The organism is Flavobacterium succinicans LMG 10402, assembly GCF_000611675.1.
GTDB classification, from domain to species: Bacteria; Bacteroidota; Bacteroidia; order Flavobacteriales; family Flavobacteriaceae; genus Flavobacterium; species Flavobacterium succinicans.
Map to the genome: position 1 here is coordinate 19,090 of NZ_JATV01000005.1, position 17,159 is coordinate 36,248.

15 protein-coding genes are annotated in these 17,159 nt (G+C 37.7%); 13 read left to right on the plus strand and 2 right to left on the minus strand.

The window, feature by feature from the left end:
• The first annotated feature begins 299 nt into the window (after positions 1–299).
• The 12 genes from AO58_RS0105615 (at position 300) to AO58_RS0105670 (ending at position 13,349) form a co-directional block, all read left to right on the plus strand.
• Complete coding sequence (locus AO58_RS0105615) at positions 300–917, plus strand: GNAT family N-acetyltransferase (RefSeq protein ID WP_024980766.1); 618 nt, start codon at positions 300–302, stop codon at positions 915–917.
• Between the two features lie 57 nt (positions 918–974).
• Positions 975–2,174: an argininosuccinate synthase gene (locus AO58_RS0105620; protein WP_024980767.1), complete on the plus strand. Its 1,200-nt coding sequence runs from the start codon at positions 975–977 to the stop codon at positions 2,172–2,174.
• A gap of 217 nt (positions 2,175–2,391) precedes the next feature.
• The gene (gene argC / locus AO58_RS0105625) at positions 2,392–3,369 is read left to right on the plus strand and encodes an N-acetyl-gamma-glutamyl-phosphate reductase (RefSeq protein ID WP_024980768.1); all 978 of its coding nucleotides are present in this window, start codon (positions 2,392–2,394) and stop codon (positions 3,367–3,369) included.
• Positions 3,370–3,451: 82 nt separating this feature from the next.
• Positions 3,452–4,588, plus strand: a complete 1,137-nt coding sequence (locus AO58_RS0105630; protein WP_024980769.1) for an aspartate aminotransferase family protein — start codon at positions 3,452–3,454, stop codon at positions 4,586–4,588.
• A gap of 140 nt (positions 4,589–4,728) precedes the next feature.
• Positions 4,729–5,925, plus strand: coding sequence for a glutamate-5-semialdehyde dehydrogenase (locus tag AO58_RS0105635; protein ID WP_024980770.1), 1,197 nt, complete (start codon positions 4,729–4,731; stop codon positions 5,923–5,925).
• A gap of 67 nt (positions 5,926–5,992) precedes the next feature.
• Positions 5,993–6,754 (plus strand): glutamate 5-kinase, encoded by a 762-nt coding sequence (gene proB, locus AO58_RS0105640; protein WP_024980771.1) that lies wholly within the window; start codon positions 5,993–5,995, stop codon positions 6,752–6,754.
• Positions 6,755–6,819: 65 nt separating this feature from the next.
• Positions 6,820–7,794 (plus strand): N-acetylornithine carbamoyltransferase, encoded by a 975-nt coding sequence (locus AO58_RS0105645; protein ID WP_024980772.1) that lies wholly within the window; start codon positions 6,820–6,822, stop codon positions 7,792–7,794.
• A 9-nt stretch (positions 7,795–7,803) separates the two neighbouring features.
• Positions 7,804–8,580 carry an acetylglutamate kinase gene (argB, locus tag AO58_RS0105650; RefSeq protein ID WP_024980773.1) on the plus strand — a complete coding sequence of 259 codons (777 nt, stop codon included), beginning with the start codon at positions 7,804–7,806 and terminating at the stop codon, positions 8,578–8,580.
• A 54-nt stretch (positions 8,581–8,634) separates the two neighbouring features.
• Positions 8,635–9,705 carry a M20 family metallo-hydrolase gene (locus tag AO58_RS0105655; protein ID WP_024980774.1) on the plus strand — a complete coding sequence of 357 codons (1,071 nt, stop codon included), beginning with the start codon at positions 8,635–8,637 and terminating at the stop codon, positions 9,703–9,705.
• A 50-nt stretch (positions 9,706–9,755) separates the two neighbouring features.
• Positions 9,756–11,036, plus strand: coding sequence for an argininosuccinate lyase (gene argH / locus AO58_RS0105660; RefSeq protein WP_024980775.1), 1,281 nt, complete (start codon positions 9,756–9,758; stop codon positions 11,034–11,036).
• Positions 11,037–11,179: 143 nt separating this feature from the next.
• Positions 11,180–12,181, plus strand: coding sequence for a DUF2157 domain-containing protein (locus AO58_RS0105665; protein WP_024980776.1), 1,002 nt, complete (start codon positions 11,180–11,182; stop codon positions 12,179–12,181).
• A gap of 1 nt (position 12,182) precedes the next feature.
• Complete coding sequence (locus AO58_RS0105670; protein WP_024980777.1) at positions 12,183–13,349, plus strand: hypothetical protein; 1,167 nt, start codon at positions 12,183–12,185, stop codon at positions 13,347–13,349.
• Positions 13,350–13,394: 45 nt separating this feature from the next.
• On the opposite strand, the gene AO58_RS0105675 is transcribed toward AO58_RS0105670, so the two are convergent.
• Positions 13,395–13,919, minus strand: a complete 525-nt coding sequence (locus AO58_RS0105675; RefSeq protein WP_024980778.1) for a GNAT family N-acetyltransferase — start codon at positions 13,917–13,919, stop codon at positions 13,395–13,397.
• A gap of 27 nt (positions 13,920–13,946) precedes the next feature.
• On the minus strand, positions 13,947–14,339 hold the full coding sequence (gene ytxJ, locus AO58_RS0105680) for a bacillithiol system redox-active protein YtxJ (protein ID WP_024980779.1): 393 nt from the start codon (positions 14,337–14,339) through the stop codon (positions 13,947–13,949).
• Positions 14,340–14,493: 154 nt separating this feature from the next.
• Here ytxJ and clpB point away from each other — a divergent pair, with 154 nt between their 5' ends.
• Positions 14,494–17,097, plus strand: a complete 2,604-nt coding sequence (gene clpB / locus AO58_RS0105690) for an ATP-dependent chaperone ClpB (protein ID WP_024980780.1) — start codon at positions 14,494–14,496, stop codon at positions 17,095–17,097.
• The last annotated feature ends 62 nt before the right edge of the window (positions 17,098–17,159 follow it).

Here is a 17,159-nt window from a genome sequence, read left to right on the forward strand (position 1 = left end):
TAACTTCTATCTACCGGATAAACTTACTTTGCGCTTCTCCCGAGGTGCGGATGCTATAGCCTACAGTTTCCAAATAAGACTTTCTTACCTTTTATCCTTTCATTACTACCCCATTTGTCATATTTTTTTATTTCAAAATGGAAAAACAACAAAAACCAATTCTAACTACTAAGTAATTGTTATTAAAATAATTACAATAAAATAGTTGAAAATTTTATAGTACTTTTAATAGCACATTGACTATGATTGCATTACAAAAAAAAAGAAAACAATTATTTAACCATAATTCGAATCCAGAAATGAATATTTCTATAGTAGTAGCACAAAAAGAACACTATGTATTTGCTGAAGAAATTTGTGATACCATCGAAACCTCGGCCTTACTAAGAGGAACGGGAATAGCCAAAAGAACCCCAGAATACATCCAAAAGAAAATGGAAACCGAAAATGCGGTTATCGCCATAATCGATGGAAAATTCGCCGGTTTTTGTTATATCGAATCTTGGCAACACGGACAATTCGTAGCCCATTCAGGTTTGATTGTACACCCAGACTTTAGAAATTTAGGATTAGCCAAAAAAATCAAAACATTCGTTTTTGAGTATTCACAACAAAAATACCCAGAAGCCAAAGTTTTCGGTATCACGACTGGATTAGCAGTAATGAAAATCAATTCCGATTTAGGATACAAACCTGTTCCCTTTTCTCAATTGACTACCGACCCTACTTTCTGGAAAGGTTGTCAAACTTGCACCAATTTTGAAATTCTAAAAAGCAAAGACTACAAAATGTGTTTGTGCACAGGAATGCTGTATGACCCCAAAGAAAAACAAAAAAATCCACCCAAACACCCTTTCAATGTCCGGATTTGGAATCGTTTAAAAGAAATCAAACAAGCCCTTTTCTTAAAAAAATAATAGTTCAAAAAATAAAAAACAACGTTTTGTCAGACACAAAACATCAAAAGATATACAATGGAAAATAAAAAAGTAGTATTAGCCTATAGCGGAGGATTAGACACTTCCTATTGTTTAAAATATTTAAAAAACGAAAAAGGATTCGAAGTACATACCGTATTAATTAACACGGGTGGATTTGATGATGCTGAGCTAAAAGCCATCGAAGACAGAGCTTACGAATTAGGAAGCGCCAAACACGCCAACCTTACTATTCTAGACAAATATTATGACAAAGCCATCAAATATTTGATTTATGGGAATGTCTTAAAAAACAACACCTATCCGTTATCAGTTAGTGCTGAGCGTGTTTTTCAAGCTATCGAAGCCATAAAATACGCCAAATCTGTTGGAGCCACAGCCATTGCACACGGAAGCACCGGTGCAGGAAATGACCAAATTCGTTTTGATTTAATTTTCCAAACCATCGCTCCCGAAATAGAAATCATCACTCCTATCCGTGATTTAAAACTATCTCGTCAGGAAGAAGTAGACTATTTAGCCAAAAACGGCGTGCATTATTCTTGGGAAAAAGCACAATATTCTATCAACAAAGGCCTTTGGGGAACCAGTGTGGGCGGAAAAGAAACCTTAACTTCAGGACAACCTTTACCAAGTGAGGCTTACCCTTCGCAATTGCAAAAAGAAGGAGAAGAGAAAGTAACTTTAGAATTCCAAAAAGGGGAATTGGTTGCGATAAATGGCAAAGCAGATAAACCTTCTAATAATATTGTGGCCTTAGAAAAATTGGCTAGCGCTTACGCCATCGGGAGAGACATTCACGTGGGCGACACCATTATCGGTATCAAAGGAAGAGTTGGTTTTGAGGCCGCAGCCCCATTAATCATCATCAAAGCACACCATTTGTTAGAAAAACATACACTCGGCAAATGGCAACAATACTGGAAAGAACAACTGGGCAATTGGTACGGGATGCTATTCCACGAAGGACAATTTTTAGACCCAGTGATGCGCAATATCGAAACGTTCTTAGAAGACACGCAAAAAACAGTCAACGGAACCGTAACGGTCTCTTTAAAACCGTATCATTTCAGCTTAGACGGCATCGAATCACCAAACGATTTAATGAACACCGGCTTCGGTCAATACGGCGAAATGAACAATGCTTGGACCTCTGACGATGCCAAAGGATTCATCAAAATTCTTGGCAATGCGCAAAACATATTTTCATCTGTGAATCAAGAAACTTACGAATAGTATAATTACTGATTAGGATCGAAAGTTCAGGCATTTTTGGAGACATTAGTTCCCGCTATCCGTTGCAATCTTTGTAGGCTGAACCCCAGCCCACAAAGGATTTCCACTACTATCGGGGCTAAAAGAGAAAAAACGGGAACTTTTGAATAACAAACTTACATTTTAAAAACAAACCCTTAGCGCTTTGGCGTCTTTGCGGTGAAACAAAATAAAAATTATGATTACTATTGGAATTATTGGCGGTTCGGGTTATACGGCTGGCGAACTCATCAGAATCTTGATGTTTCATCCCAACGCCAAACTCGACTTTGTGTACAGCACCACCAATGCGGGAAAACCCCTTTCGGTAGCGCATCAAGATGTGTTGGGCGACATCGAAATGAATTTTACGGACACTATCAACCCTAATGTAAACGTTCTATTTCTGTGTCTAGGTCACGGAAAATCCAAAGCCTTTTTATCCGAAAATACATTTGCCAGCCATACCAAAATCATTGATTTAGGCAACGATTTCAGGTTGGAAAAAGACGAAGTGTTTGAGGGCAAAAAATTCATATACGGCTTACCAGAACTGAACAAAAAAGCCATTAAAAATGGACAATTCATTGCCAATCCGGGATGTTTTGCCACCGCGATTCAATTGGCTTTATTGCCTTTGGCGGAAGCCAAATCACTCAACAGCGATGTGCACATCAATGCCACAACCGGAAGTACAGGAGCTGGAGTGAGTCTTTCAGAAACCTCACACTTTAGTTGGAGAAACAACAATATGTCACATTACAAAGCTTTTGAACACCAACATTTGGGAGAAATTGGCGAAAGTTTGCACCAATTACAGGAAGATTTCAAAAACGAATTGATTTTTATTCCTAATCGAGGTGATTTTCCAAGAGGAATTTTTGCCACCTTGTATACCCATTGTGAGGAAAGCTTAGAAGATGTTGTGGCCAAATATGAAGCTTTTTACAAAAACGAACCATTTGTAACTGTTACCACTACCAACATTAATTTAAAACAAGTGGTTCAAACCAATAAATGCATCATTAGTTTGATGAAAAAAGGCAACCGAATTTTGATTACTTCGGTTATTGATAACTTAGTCAAAGGCGCCTCAGGTCAAGCCATTCAGAATATGAACTTGCTCTTTGGACTAGACGAAAGTACCGGATTGCATTTGAAACCAAGTGGATTTTAAAAAAATTGTTTCAAGTTTAAAAGTTTAAAGTTGCTCGTGTAACCTTAAACCTTAAACTTTAAACCATAAACAAAAAACAACAATGAACCTATTCGACGTTTACCCATTATACAACATCACACCAGTAAAAGCAGTAGACTGCACCATTACAGATGAAAACGGTGTGGAATATTTAGATTTATACAGCGGTCACGGAGTCATCTCCATTGGGCACACACAACCGCATTATGTGACGAAAGTAAAAGAACAATTGGACAATATTGGATTTTATTCTAACGCCATCCAAAATCCATTACAAGTAGAATTAGCCCAAAAATTAGGTGAATTATCAGGCTATGATGATTACTCTTTGTTTTTATGCAGCTCAGGAGCCGAAGCCAATGAAAACGCACTAAAATTAGCCTCTTTCCACAACGGAAAATCGAGAGTGATTGCTTTTGACAACTCTTTTCACGGAAGAACATCAGCAGCAGTTGCGGTAACGGACAACAAAAAAATTGTAGCGCCCATTAATGCTCAACAAGTGGTTACTTTTTTACCACTAAACCAAATTGATTTGGTAGAAACCGAATTACAAAAAGGCGATGTCTGCACCGTGATTATTGAAGGGATTCAAGGTGTGGGAGGTTTAGATGAAGGCACAACTGAATTTTTTCAAGCCTTAGAAAAACTGTGCAAACAATACGAAGCAGTTTTGATTCTAGACGAGGTACAATCGGGTTATGGCAGAAGCGGGAAGTTTTTTGCGCATCAGTACCATAACATCAAAGCGGATATCATTTGTTTGGCCAAAGGAATGGGCAACGGTTTCCCGATTGGAGGAATTTTGATTGCTCCACATTTTAAAGCGAGTTATGGCTTGCTAGGCACTACTTTTGGTGGAAGTCATTTGGCTTGTGCCGCTGGAATTGCCGTTTTGGATGTAATCAAGAGCGAGAAGTTAATGGATAATGTAAACGCCGTTAGCGAGTATTTTATGAAAGCCATCCAACAAGTGCCTGAAATCATCAAAGTGAAAGGAAAAGGATTGATGCTAGGCGTAGAATTTGATTTTGACGTGAGCGCCTTACGCAAGAAAATGATTGTAGAAAAACATATTTTTACAGGAAGTGCCAACAATAAAAACTTATTGAGAATTTTACCGCCTTTGACCATTACCACAGCCGCAATTGATACCTTTATCGTTGCCTTGAAAGAGTCGTTGGCTGAATTGAAATAAGAAACTGCGTGAGTATTCCTTGCCAGTCCGCTGCGTGAGGAATAGTCCTGATTTTTTCATCGGGAAGCGGGAAAACCGACCTACTGAGCCTGTCGAAGTATCGGGTGGGGCACGCTCAAAAAATTAACTAACCAAAAACTATGAATACACTACTAACCATCGAAAAGAGAAACGCCGTTTTAACCACGATGACGGCTTTGCTAGCGCAGGAACGAACGGCGTTGAAAAGTAGTAACCAACAAGATTTAGCCAATTATTCCGGAGAAGATTTGGCAATGGAAAAACGTTTGTTGGTCGATGATGCTAAAATTGACAGTATGATTTTGTCCTTACAACAATTGGCCAGTCAAGAAGACCCTGTGGGAAAAATTCGCTTCGAATTTGTTCACGATAATGGTCTTAAAATTTATAATAAGACTGCTGCATTTGGCACTATTTTAATTATTTATGAGTCTCGACCTGATGTAACAGTTGAAGCGGGTGGTATTGCTTTTAAGTCAGGAAATAAAATCCTTTTGAAAGGCGGCAAAGAATCATTATTGTCGAATCAAAAGATTGTAAGTCTTTGGCATCAAGCTTTGGAAAACAATGGTGTAGCAACGGATTGGGTAGAATACCTGAATTACGATAGAGCACAAACCCAAGCTTTTTTGGAAAAACCAACTCAAAAGGTCGATTTGATTGTGCCTCGTGGAGGAGAAAAACTAATTGAATTCACCAAAAAACACGCTACTTGTCCGGTGATTGTAAGTGGACGCGGTAATAATTTTGTGTACGTAAACGCCGATGCCGACTTAGATAAAGCAATGTCAGTTATTATTAACGCAAAAACCTCAAATATATCTGTTTGCAATGCTTTAGATAAAGTATTAATTGATATAAATTTACCGAATTGGGAAGTCTTTGCTAACCAATTAATTCGTGCTTTGCAGGAACGAAAAGTGACTGTTTTGGGAGATGCCACAATTGCCAAAACAACTCATATCCCTCAAATTGATTCAGACGAGATTTGGTATGAAGAATTTTTGGATTATAAAATTGTACTTGGCATTGTTTCTTCTAATCAAGAAGCAATAGCTAAAATCAATAAATATTGCGGAGGTCACTCAGCTGCTATCATCACCGAAAGTGAAACTACAGCCCAAGAATTTATGGATAACGTTGATGCTTCATCCGTTTACCATAATGCTTCGACTCGTTTTACCGACGGAGGGCAATTTGGTTTAGGCGGAGAATTAGCCATCAGCACAGACAAATTACACCAACGCGGCCCAATTGGTTTACAACATTTGGTCACCAACAAATGGTATATTTACGGAGAAGGACAGATTCGGTAGGGACAAGTCGCGACTTGTCCCTACATATCCCAACCCAATGCACAATCTGTTTGTAAAAAAATATAAAATGACAAAAAAAAGAATATTATTAAAATTAGGCAGCAATACCTTAACCAAGGAAACCAATCATATCTCGAGAGGAAAGATTGAGGATATTGGAATGCAAATTGCCGCGCTACAAGACCAATACGAATTCATTATTGTAAGTTCTGGGGCGATTGCCGCTGCCAAACAATTTGTTAAGCTAGACAATAATGACCAAGAAGTCTTTGTAAAACAAGCCTTAGCATCTATTGGGCAACCCCATTTGATGCGTATTTATCACGAAAATTTCAGTGATTTAGGATTGCATATTTCACAATGCCTACTCTCCTATTCTGATTTTGAGAAAGAACAATCCAAAGTCAATATCGTGAATACCATCAATGTTTTGGTCAAAAACAATTACATTCCCATCATCAATGAAAATGACACGGTGGCCACTGACGAAATCAAGTTTGGCGATAACGATAAATTAGCCGCTTTGGCAGCCGTATTGTTAGATGTAGATATTTTGATTATTGCTACCAATACGAATGGTATTTACACCAAAGCGTCTATTAACGATGCACTTCCATCAACGATTGAACTAGTAACCGATTTGTCTTTACTAGAAAAAGAAATAGGCGATAAAAAATCGTCTCACGGAACTGGAGGAATGCAATCTAAAATAGAATCGGCAGCCATTGCCAAAAAAGCCAATATTGAGACTTGGATTGTGAATGGCCTAGAAGATGATTTTATGCGGAAAGCGCTGCGGAATGAAATCCCTTTCACTAAAATTATTTAACTTAGAGCCACTAAAAATCACAAACTACAAATCCGCTTATTCAGCATTCTAATAAAGATAAAGCTATGAATTACACCTCAATAAAAGAAATCGATTCCCTAAAGAAATGGGTAAAACAAGCCCTTAAAATAAAGAAAGACCCATTAAAAAATCAAAGATTGGGTAAAGACAAAACATTGGTTATGCTCTTTTTCAATCCAAGTTTGAGAACGCGTTTGAGTACTCAAAAAGCAGCCATCAATCTAGGAATGAATGTGATGGTGATGAACTTTGGTACTGAAGGATGGACTTTGGAGTTCGAAGACGGCACAATTATGAATCAAGGTGCCTCAGAACACATTAAAGAAGCCGCCGAAGTCGTTTCACAATATTGTGATATTATTGCCATCAGAGCTTTTGCGGGACTAACGGATAAAGAAAAAGATAATGCAGAAACTGTGTTGAATGGTTTTGTAAAATATGCCACTGTGCCAATTGTCAATATGGAAAGCGCAACAGGTCATCCGCTACAATCCTTGGCCGATGCGATTACAATGGCCGAATTCAAAACCAAACACAAACCTAAAGTAGTGCTGACTTGGGCGCCACATCCAAAAGCATTACCTCAAGCTGTGGCCAATTCGTTTGTAGAAATGATGCAACTGCAAAGAGATATGGATTTTGTAATTACGCATCCAGAAGGGTATGAATTGAATCCTGAAATCACCAAGGATTCGGTAATAGAATACAATCAGAATAAAGCTTTTGAAAATGCTGATTTTATTTATGCCAAAAACTGGAGCAATTACAACGACTACGGGAAAGTGACCAATACAGATGAAAATTGGACCGTTACCGCCGATAAAATGAAGTTGACGAACAATGCCAAATTTATGCATTGTCTTCCGGTGCGTCGCAATGTTATTGTAGCCGATGAAGTGATTGATAGCGAAAACTCCATTGTGATTCAGCAAGCCCATAACAGAACCTATTCGGCACAATTGGTTTTACAAAAAATACTGAAAAGATTACCTAATAAAACCAAAAGTTTAGAGTATTAATTCAAAAGAATGGAACAACTAACAATAGTAAAAATCGGTGGTAATATTATAGATAATCCAGCCGAGCTAGAACAGTTCATTGCCGATTTTTCAAAAATTGAAGGCTATAAAGTGTTGGTGCACGGCGGTGGAAAATCAGCTACCAAAATGGCAAAAAGTATTGGTTTAGTCCCCCAAATGATAGATGGAAGACGCATCACCGACCAGCCTATGCTAGACGTTGTCGTGATGATTTATGCGGGCGAAATCAACAAAAATATCGTAGCACAATTACACGCAAATGGAACTAATGCAATGGGCTTTTCTGGGGCGGATGGCAATTTGATTCAGTCCACCAAAAGAAATCATCCCACGATTGATTACGGTTTTGTGGGCGATGTACAAAAAGTAAACACCTCTTTGTTAGAAACATTGCTAAAAAACGAGATAACACCGGTTTTTTGCGCTATTACACACGATAAACAAGGACAATTATTGAATACGAATGCTGATACGATTGCTAGTGAATTGGCCATTGCATTGTCGGAAGTTTTTAAAGTAACTTTGACGTATTGCTTCGAAAAATCGGGAGTTTTGTATGATGCAGAAGACGACACTTCTGTTATCGAAAACATCAATAAAGAACTGTATGACCGATTAAAAACAGAAGGCGCCATACATTCAGGGATGATTCCAAAACTAGACAATTGCTTTAACAGCTTGTCCAAAGGCGTTCATAAAATAAAAATTGGACATCACAAATTATTGAAAGACAACAACGCACTTTGTACCAGTATAACATTATAGATTACTAACAACCCTTTCAGAATTCAAAACTCTGAAAGGGTTAAATTAAAAATTTTGAAAACCATTACAACCCTTACACAAGAAGCCATCGCCTTACTAAAAGCATTGATTGCGACTCCTTCCTTTTCTAGTGAAGAGGAACAAACTGCGCTTTTAATTGAACAATGGTTCCAGCAAAATAACATTCCCTTTGAGCGGGAAAACAATAATATTTGGGCGTATAACCAACACTTTGATGCAGCTAAACCCACTCTTTTACTCAACTCCCATCACGATACGGTAAAACCCAACCAAGGCTATACCAATAATCCTTTTGAACCTATCGAAAAAGACGGGAAGTTATTTGGTCTCGGCAGTAACGATGCTGGAGGTTGTTTAGTGGCTTTATTGGCCACTTTTGTTCATTTTTATGCTCAAGAAAATTTGCCTTACAATTTGGTTATGGTCGCTTCTGCAGAAGAAGAAAGCAGTGGCAAAAACGGATTGAATAGCGTACTAAAACATTTACCAGAAATTGATTGTGCCATCGTGGGCGAACCTACATTAATGCAACTGGCCATTGCCGAAAAAGGACTCTTGGTTTTAGATGTAGTCGTAAAAGGTACCGCAAGCCACGCAGCACATCATAATCCTGACAATCCTATTTACAATGCGATGCCTATCATCAGTTGGTTAAACAGTTACCAATTCGAAAAAGTATCAGAAGTTTTAGGACCTGTAAAAATGACGGTAACCCAAATCAACGCAGGAAAACAACACAATGTAGTACCTGCTGAATGCCATTTGGTAGTCGATATTCGAGTAAATGATTGTTATACCAATGCGGAGATATTAGATACGGTTCGTCAACAAGTGAAAGCTGAGATTACACCGCGTTCTATGCATCTCAATGCTTCTTCTATTCCTCTTTCACACGGATTAGTACAAGCAGGAATCGCGTTAAGCCGCACCACCTATGGCTCTCCTACGCTTTCGGACCAATCGGTGTTGAGTTGCCAGTCGCTAAAACTTGGCCCGGGAGAAACCCTGAGGTCACACTCGGCAGACGAATTTATCTACATCAATGAAATCGAAGAAGGAATTGAATTGTACATTAAAATATTGACAGATTTTTTAAAAAATTAATTGTAGGGACAGGTCGCGACCTGTCCCTACAATTCAAAAAATAAAATAATATGAAACTCTGGGAAAAAGGAATACCAACCGACAAACAAATCGAACATTTTACGGTAGGAAATGACCGTGAATTAGATTTGGTTTTGGCCAAATACGATGCTTTAGGCTCTATCGCTCACGCTAAAATGTTGGCTCAAATAGGATTATTGGAACCAGCAGAAGCTGATGACTTAGTTTTGGCCTTACAAGATATAATTACAACTATCGAAAAAGGAGATTTCGAAATCGAAGACAGTTTTGAAGACGTACATTCCAAAATCGAGTATTTATTGACCGAAAAACTAGGCGACGCTGGTAAAAAAATACACACGGCACGTTCTCGAAACGACCAAGTGTTAGTGGATGTCAATTTATATTTGAAAGACGTTGTCATAGCACTCAAAGAACAAGTAAAAACGCTATTCGATTTGTTGATGGAATCCGCTGAACAGTATCAAAATGTACTATTACCTGGCTATACGCATTTGCAAATTGCTATGCCATCTTCCTTTGGTATGTGGTTTTCTGCTTATGCCGAAACCTTGATAGACGATATCACGATGTTGAATGCTGCCTTGAAAGTGGTAGATCAAAATCCGTTAGGTTCTGCTGCTGGTTATGGTAGTTCCTTCCCCATCAACCGAACCTTTACTACTCGGGAATTAGGCTTTGCCACTTTAAAATTCAATTCGGTAGCAGCACAAATGAGCCGTGGAAAATCTGAAAAAACAGTTGCTTTTGCTATGAGTAGCGTGGCTGCGACTTTGGCAAAATTCTCTATGGATGTGTGTCTATATATGAGCCAAAACTTCGATTTCATTAGTTTACCAGCGCATTTAACGACTGGTTCAAGCATTATGCCGCACAAAAAGAATCCAGATGTTTTTGAATTAATCCGTGGGAAATGCAATAAAATTCAAGCTTTGCCTTATGAAATCACTTTAATCACAAACAACCTTCCTAGTGGCTATCATCGTGAATTTCAATTACTGAAAGAAGGATTATTTCCCGCAATCCAAAATCTAAAAGCGTGTTTGGATATTGCCATTTTTTCCATCAAAGACATCAAGGTAAAAGACAACATTCTAGCCGATCCAAAATACAATTACCTATTTACTGTGGATACATTAAACGAAATGGTAGTAGCAGGAATGCCTTTTAGAGACGCCTACAAAGCGGTGGCAGAACAATTAGAAAATGGTACTTACGAATCACCAAAAGCTACCCAGCATACGCATGAAGGAAGTATCAATAATTTGTGTTTGAAAGAGATTAAAGAGAAAATGCTAAACGCATTTTAAAAAAATATGCTAAATAGCTAAAGCCGTTCTACTTTCTGTTAGAACGGCTTTTTTTGGCTCTTTGTAAAAAAAGAAAGAATAAGAGACTTTTAATGTGACTTCAAAACAAATAGCTTATTTTTGATTAAGCCAGAATCCAAATTATGAAAACAAATACTTACAAGAGTAAAATCGCTGCTACATTGCAAGAAAAAGGTTTTATGACCAATAAACAACTAGGGGCCGTTGAAGTATATCAAAAACTTGGCATTTTTTCTTTGCATACTGAATTAAGACTTCTCCTTTATTTATCAGTGCTTCTTTTTACCTCAGGAGTTGGAATACTAATTTATCAAAACATTGATTCTATTGGTCACGATGCGATAATCATCTGTCTTTTTTTGCTAATTGCCGTTAGTCTTTATTTTTGTTTCAAAAAAGCAAAAGGATTTCATAAAGAAGAAGTTGCCTTTGATAATCCAATCTATGACTATTTAGTCTTACTCATTGCCATTCTAAGTTGTATTTTCATCGGGTATTTACAATTTCAATATACGCTCTTTGGCGAAAATTATGGAATAGCAACGCTTGTCCCAACTATTATTAGCTTTTGTTATGCCTATTATTTTGATAACAAAAGTGTCCTTAGCATTGCAGTTTCCAGTCTCGCAGCTTGCATCGGTCTTACTGTAACGCCGCAGAAAGTTCTAGATACCGAATTTTATTCAAATGACCCCCTAGCATTTTCTGCCATTGGATTAGGACTATTGCTCATTTTATGGACAATTTACAGTTCAAAAATCAAATTGAAAATGCATTTTAATTTGATTTATCTGACTTTCGCTCTACATCTAATTTGTATTGCTACAATTAGCAAACTTTCAGAAAAAGAAGTTCCAATATGTTTTCTATATGCCTTGCTTTTAGGAGGAGCAACTTATTATTTTTACAAAATGAGCAAAGAATATGATGCCATTTCACTTTTTGTATTCGCTTTACTTTACGGTTATGTAGGCTTCAATGTGCTTTTATTCAAAGTAGTTGTTGCTATTGATTTTAATGGATTCTGGCAGCTTTTGATGTATTTGTTTCCTGCTTACTTCATAGGCTCTATCTTTTTATTTATTCAATCGGTAAAAAAGTTTAAACAACAAAAAAACAAGTAAAATGAGAGCTTACGACGAAAACAAATTAACGAACATCATTTTAATTGAGGAAACTGATACTTTTTTGAATGCTGATTTTATCACACAAGAACAAGCACATAGTATAAAAAACAATTTACCGGTTTTTAAGGCACAAAACAACCTACTCCTTCGCTCAGCATTTTTTATACTTGGAAGCCTGCTTTATGCTTCAATTTGCGGCACTATCTCAATCATTGGAGCACAAATTGGAGAATTCTATTTCCACTTTTGTTTTTACTTATTTGCAATTATAGGATGGGCAGGGGCAGAATTTTTAGCTCAAGAAAACTACAAAAATTATGGTGTTGACGACGCTTTTATTTTAGGAAGTATTTTAAACCTTGCTATTGCTGTTGGAATCAATTCAGAGTCTTTTGAACTTTTAATTGCATTCTTTGTTTCAATTAGTGCCTTACTGATGTATAAAAGATTTGTACACAACATATCCCTCCTAGTATTTTGTTTAGCAACAAAAGCAACCTTATTCTATGCTTTGTTGGAAATAGGGACTATTGGCAAGACCATTTTACCTTTTGTAACCCTAATCTTTGCGGTTGTGTGCTACTTTTTTACTAAAAGAAAACTGACACAACTAAATGAGCTCTATTATCATAAAGGATTAGTAATCACAAACAGTTTTTACCTCATCTTAGCCTATCTTTCTTGTAACTATTTTGTAGTTAGAGAACTCTCTGCAGCATTACTTGGAATGCAATTGGGTCCAGATCAAGACATTCCATTTGCTATTTTCTTTTACTTTTTTACAATTGCAGTTCCTATTCTCTATACTATGATTGCATTAAAAACAAAAGATCGTTACTTATTATGGATTGGTGCTTTGTGCATTGGTTTTTCCTTTTTTACGATTCGCTATTACCACTCAATTCTACCAGTTGAAGTTGCTATGACATTAGGAGGTATAATTCTTTTTGTAATTGCTTATTTTTCAATACAAAAATTAAAAGATAAAACAAGTGGAATCACATTTGAAGTAGATCGACTAACTGAGAAAAAAGATCTTAAAAGTGCTGAAGCATTAGTGGCTGTTGCTACGTTTGGAATAAAACCAGAAGCCAAAATAGAGGAATCGCCTATGAAATTTGGTGGAGGTGATTATAGTGGTGGTGGCGCTTCTGGAAGTTTTTAAATAAAAAAAGCACTCTTTTAAAATTTAAAAAAGAGTACTTTATTATTAGTTATTTAACTTCAAGCGCATCATAATATCAGTCTGCTCGTCATCGCCTAACTTAAAAATGTGTTCATCAAAAGCCACAAAACCATTTTTGGTATAGAATCGAATCGCTTTCACATTTTCTTCCCAAACACCAAGCCATACATACTCCACACCTTTTTCTTTGGCAATTGTGATGGCATTATCATAAAGCAATTGTCCCACATGCTTCCCGTGAAAGGCATTTACAACATAAATCCGTTCAATTTCAAGCGCTTTATGATCTTTTAACTCCGTTTGAGCTTCTGCAAAATTGATTTTCAAATACCCAATGATGTCATTTTCATGGATAGCAAAATAGAACTCAGAATCTGGATTATGTAACTCTAAAGTAAGCTTTTCAACAGAAAAACCTTCCTCCAAATAGTTTTTCATATTCTCCTCAGAATTGGAATCAGAAAACGTCTCCTGAAAAGTCTGTCTCCCTATTTTTTGCAATGCCCCAATTTCATGAGGCTTAACTTTTACAATTGAAATAGCATCCATAAATTAATAGAAAATATATTGAGACACTTAGGCAATGTATTTTTTCAAAACCAAGGCATCAATACTATCATGTGAGGTATCATAAATGGCTTTTCCGCCCTTAATCAAAATCAATTGAGGCGATTGATGTGGCACACCAAAACGAGCAGCAATTTCATTTGAAATCTCACGATACGTAATTAAATCCAAGAAATAGGCATTCATAACATCGTGCAAATCAAACTCGTTTTCAAATTGTTTCAAGGCAAATCGACTAATACTACAACGGGTACTGTGTTTGAAGATAAGTACAGGCTTTTCATTAGAAAGCGCCGTTAACTCGTCCAATTGTCCCATCGATTGCAACGGAATCCAATTGACTTTACTAACCGACTCTTTTTTTTCTTCTGAACTACCAAATATGGAATTAAATAGGCTCATTTTGTCTCTTTTTATGTCTTTTTGTCGTTAAATAATACTCAAATTCAAACAAAAACAGTCAAAATGTCCGTAAATTTATATTGGAATACCATTTGACGATTTTCAACAAAATTAGCTAATAATTCACAAACAATAATCATCAAATCCATCAATCATGAACATTAACAAATTTACCATCAAATCCCAAGAGGCCATTCAGCACTCCCAACAACTGGTGCAAAGCCTAGGGCAACAACAAATAGAAAACGAGCATCTGTTTAAAGCTATTTTTGAAGTTGACGAGAATGTAGCGCCTTTTATTTTGAAAAAACTAAACGTAAACGTGCCGTTGTTCCTTCAAATTTTAGACAGTCAAATTCAAAATTTCCCTAAAGTAACAGGTGGAGAAATTCAATTGTCTAGAAGTGCCAACACCGCACTTAACGAAGCCGAAATTATTGCCAAAAAAATGAACGATGAGTTCGTTAGTATTGAGCATTTAATCCTAGCGATTTTTGCTTCTAAAAGTAAAGTTGCCCAAATCCTAAAAGATCAAGGCGTGACCGAAAAAGGACTCAAAGCTGCCATAGAAGAATTACGCAAAGGCGAACGTGTCACCTCAGCTTCTGCGGAAGAAACCTATAATTCCTTGAACAAATTTGCCAAAAACCTCAACGAATTAGCCAAAAACGGCAAATTAGATCCCGTGATTGGGCGTGACGAAGAAATTCGTCGTGTCCTTCAAATTTTAACGCGTAGAACCAAGAACAATCCGATGTTAGTGGGAGAACCTGGTGTGGGTAAAACCGCCATTGCCGAAGGCTTAGCGCACCGAATCGTAGCAGGTGATGTTCCCGAAAACTTAAAAAACAAAATTGTTTTCTCTCTAGACATGGGAGCTCTTATCGCGGGTGCCAAATACAAAGGAGAATTCGAAGAGCGTTTGAAATCGGTAGTCAAAGAAGTCATTGCTTCTGAAGGAGATATTGTATTATTCATAGACGAAATTCACACGCTGGTAGGAGCTGGCGGTGGCGAAGGCGCTATGGATGCCGCCAATATTTTGAAACCGGCTTTGGCTCGTGGCGAATTGCGTGCGATTGGAGCTACCACTTTGGACGAATACCAAAAATACTTTGAAAAAGACAAAGCTTTAGAACGCCGTTTTCAAAAAATAATGGTAGAAGAACCCGATACCGAGAGTGCTATTTCTATTTTGCGCGGTATCAAAGAAAAATACGAAACACACCACCAAGTGCAAATCAAAGATGAAGCCATTATCGCTTCGGTGGAATTGTCGCAACGTTACATTACCAACCGATTCTTGCCAGACAAGGCTATCGATTTGATGGACGAAGCGGCTTCTAAGTTACGCATGGAAATCAACTCTAAACCCGAAGAACTCGATGTATTGGATCGAAAAGTCATGCAGCTAGAAATTGAAATCGAAGCGATCAAACGGGAAAAAGACGAAAGCAAGCTAAAAGTTTTAGGATTGGACTTAGCCAATTTAAAAGAAGACCGCAACGAAATTTATGCCAAATGGAAATCTGAAAAAGATGTGGTAGACAATATTCAGTTAGTAAAAACCGAAATCGAAAACTTCAAACACGAAGCCGAACGCGCCGAACGTGAGGGCGATTACGGAAAAGTAGCCGAAATTCGTTACGGTAAAATCAAAGAAGCGCAAGAAAAATTAGCTGTCCTTACCCATCAATTACAGGAAAATCAATCCGGAACTTCTTTGATTAAAGAAGAAGTAACTCGAGAGGATATTGCCGAAGTCGTAGCCAAATGGACTGGAATTCCAGTCATGAAAATGCTACAAGGAGAACGCGAAAAACTATTAAAATTAGAAGATGAGCTTCACAAACGCGTGGTAGGACAAGAAGAAGCCATCGAGGCGGTGAGCGACGCTGTTCGCAGAAGTCGTGCGGGTTTGCAGGATATGAAAAAACCCGTGGGAACTTTTCTATTCTTAGGAACTACCGGTGTGGGTAAAACTGAGTTGGCAAAAGCCTTAGCTGAATATCTATTCGACGATGAAAATGCCATGACCCGAATCGACATGAGCGAATACCAAGAACGTCACAGCGTGAGCCGATTGGTGGGTGCGCCTCCGGGCTACGTGGGCTATGACGAAGGAGGACAATTGACCGAAGCTGTGCGAAGAAAACCGTATTCTGTGATTCTGCTAGACGAAATTGAAAAAGCACATCCAGATACGTTCAATATTTTGCTGCAAGTGCTGGACGAAGGTCGATTGACGGACAACAAAGGACGCTTGGCCGATTTCAAAAACACCATTATCATCATGACCTCGAATATGGGAAGCCAAATTATTCAGGATAAATTTGAAAACTTAAATGGAAGTGTAGAGGCCGCGACAGAAGCCGCCAAAGTAGAAGTGTTGGGATTACTAAGACAAACCGTTCGTCCAGAGTTCATCAACCGTATCGACGAAATCGTGATGTTTACCCCGTTGACCAACGCTAATATTGCGCAAATTGTAGGCTTGCAAATGAAAAGTGTGACCAAAATGTTGGCACAACAAGGCATCACCATGGACGCTACTCCCGAAGCGATAAGCTATTTGTCTCAAAAAGGCTACGATCCGCAATTTGGAGCCAGACCAGTAAAACGCGTCATTCAGCGTGAAGTGCTCAACGAATTATCGAAAGAAATTCTGTCGGGTAAAATCACCACCGATAGTATCGTTTTGATTGACGCCTTCAATAATCAATTGGTTTTCAGAAATCAAACAGAATTGGTAAATTAATCAATGCTTACTAACAACTTCAACCTTGTCAGAGTTTTGAACTCTGATTGGGTTATTCAACA

Excerpts from the sequence above, each read along its gene's own strand:
- AO58_RS0105615 (WP_024980766.1), top strand. The coding sequence starts at position 300 with ATGAATATTTCTATAGTAGTAGCACAAAAAGAACACTATGTATTTGCT.
- AO58_RS0105620 (WP_024980767.1), top strand. The coding sequence starts at position 975 with ATGGAAAATAAAAAAGTAGTATTAGCCTATAGCGGAGGATTAGACACT.
- argC (WP_024980768.1), top strand. The coding sequence starts at position 2,392 with ATGATTACTATTGGAATTATTGGCGGTTCGGGTTATACGGCTGGCGAA.
- AO58_RS0105630 (WP_024980769.1), top strand. The coding sequence starts at position 3,452 with ATGAACCTATTCGACGTTTACCCATTATACAACATCACACCAGTAAAA.
- AO58_RS0105635 (WP_024980770.1), top strand. The coding sequence starts at position 4,729 with ATGAATACACTACTAACCATCGAAAAGAGAAACGCCGTTTTAACCACG.
- proB (WP_024980771.1), top strand. The coding sequence starts at position 5,993 with ATGACAAAAAAAAGAATATTATTAAAATTAGGCAGCAATACCTTAACC.
- AO58_RS0105645 (WP_024980772.1), top strand. The coding sequence starts at position 6,820 with ATGAATTACACCTCAATAAAAGAAATCGATTCCCTAAAGAAATGGGTA.
- argB (WP_024980773.1), top strand. The coding sequence starts at position 7,804 with ATGGAACAACTAACAATAGTAAAAATCGGTGGTAATATTATAGATAAT.
- argH (WP_024980775.1), top strand. The coding sequence starts at position 9,756 with ATGAAACTCTGGGAAAAAGGAATACCAACCGACAAACAAATCGAACAT.
- AO58_RS0105665 (WP_024980776.1), top strand. The coding sequence starts at position 11,180 with ATGAAAACAAATACTTACAAGAGTAAAATCGCTGCTACATTGCAAGAA.
- AO58_RS0105670 (WP_024980777.1), top strand. The coding sequence starts at position 12,183 with ATGAGAGCTTACGACGAAAACAAATTAACGAACATCATTTTAATTGAG.
- AO58_RS0105675 (WP_024980778.1), bottom strand. The coding sequence starts at position 13,919 with ATGGATGCTATTTCAATTGTAAAAGTTAAGCCTCATGAAATTGGGGCA.
- ytxJ (WP_024980779.1), bottom strand. The coding sequence starts at position 14,339 with ATGAGCCTATTTAATTCCATATTTGGTAGTTCAGAAGAAAAAAAAGAG.
- clpB (WP_024980780.1), top strand. The coding sequence starts at position 14,494 with ATGAACATTAACAAATTTACCATCAAATCCCAAGAGGCCATTCAGCAC.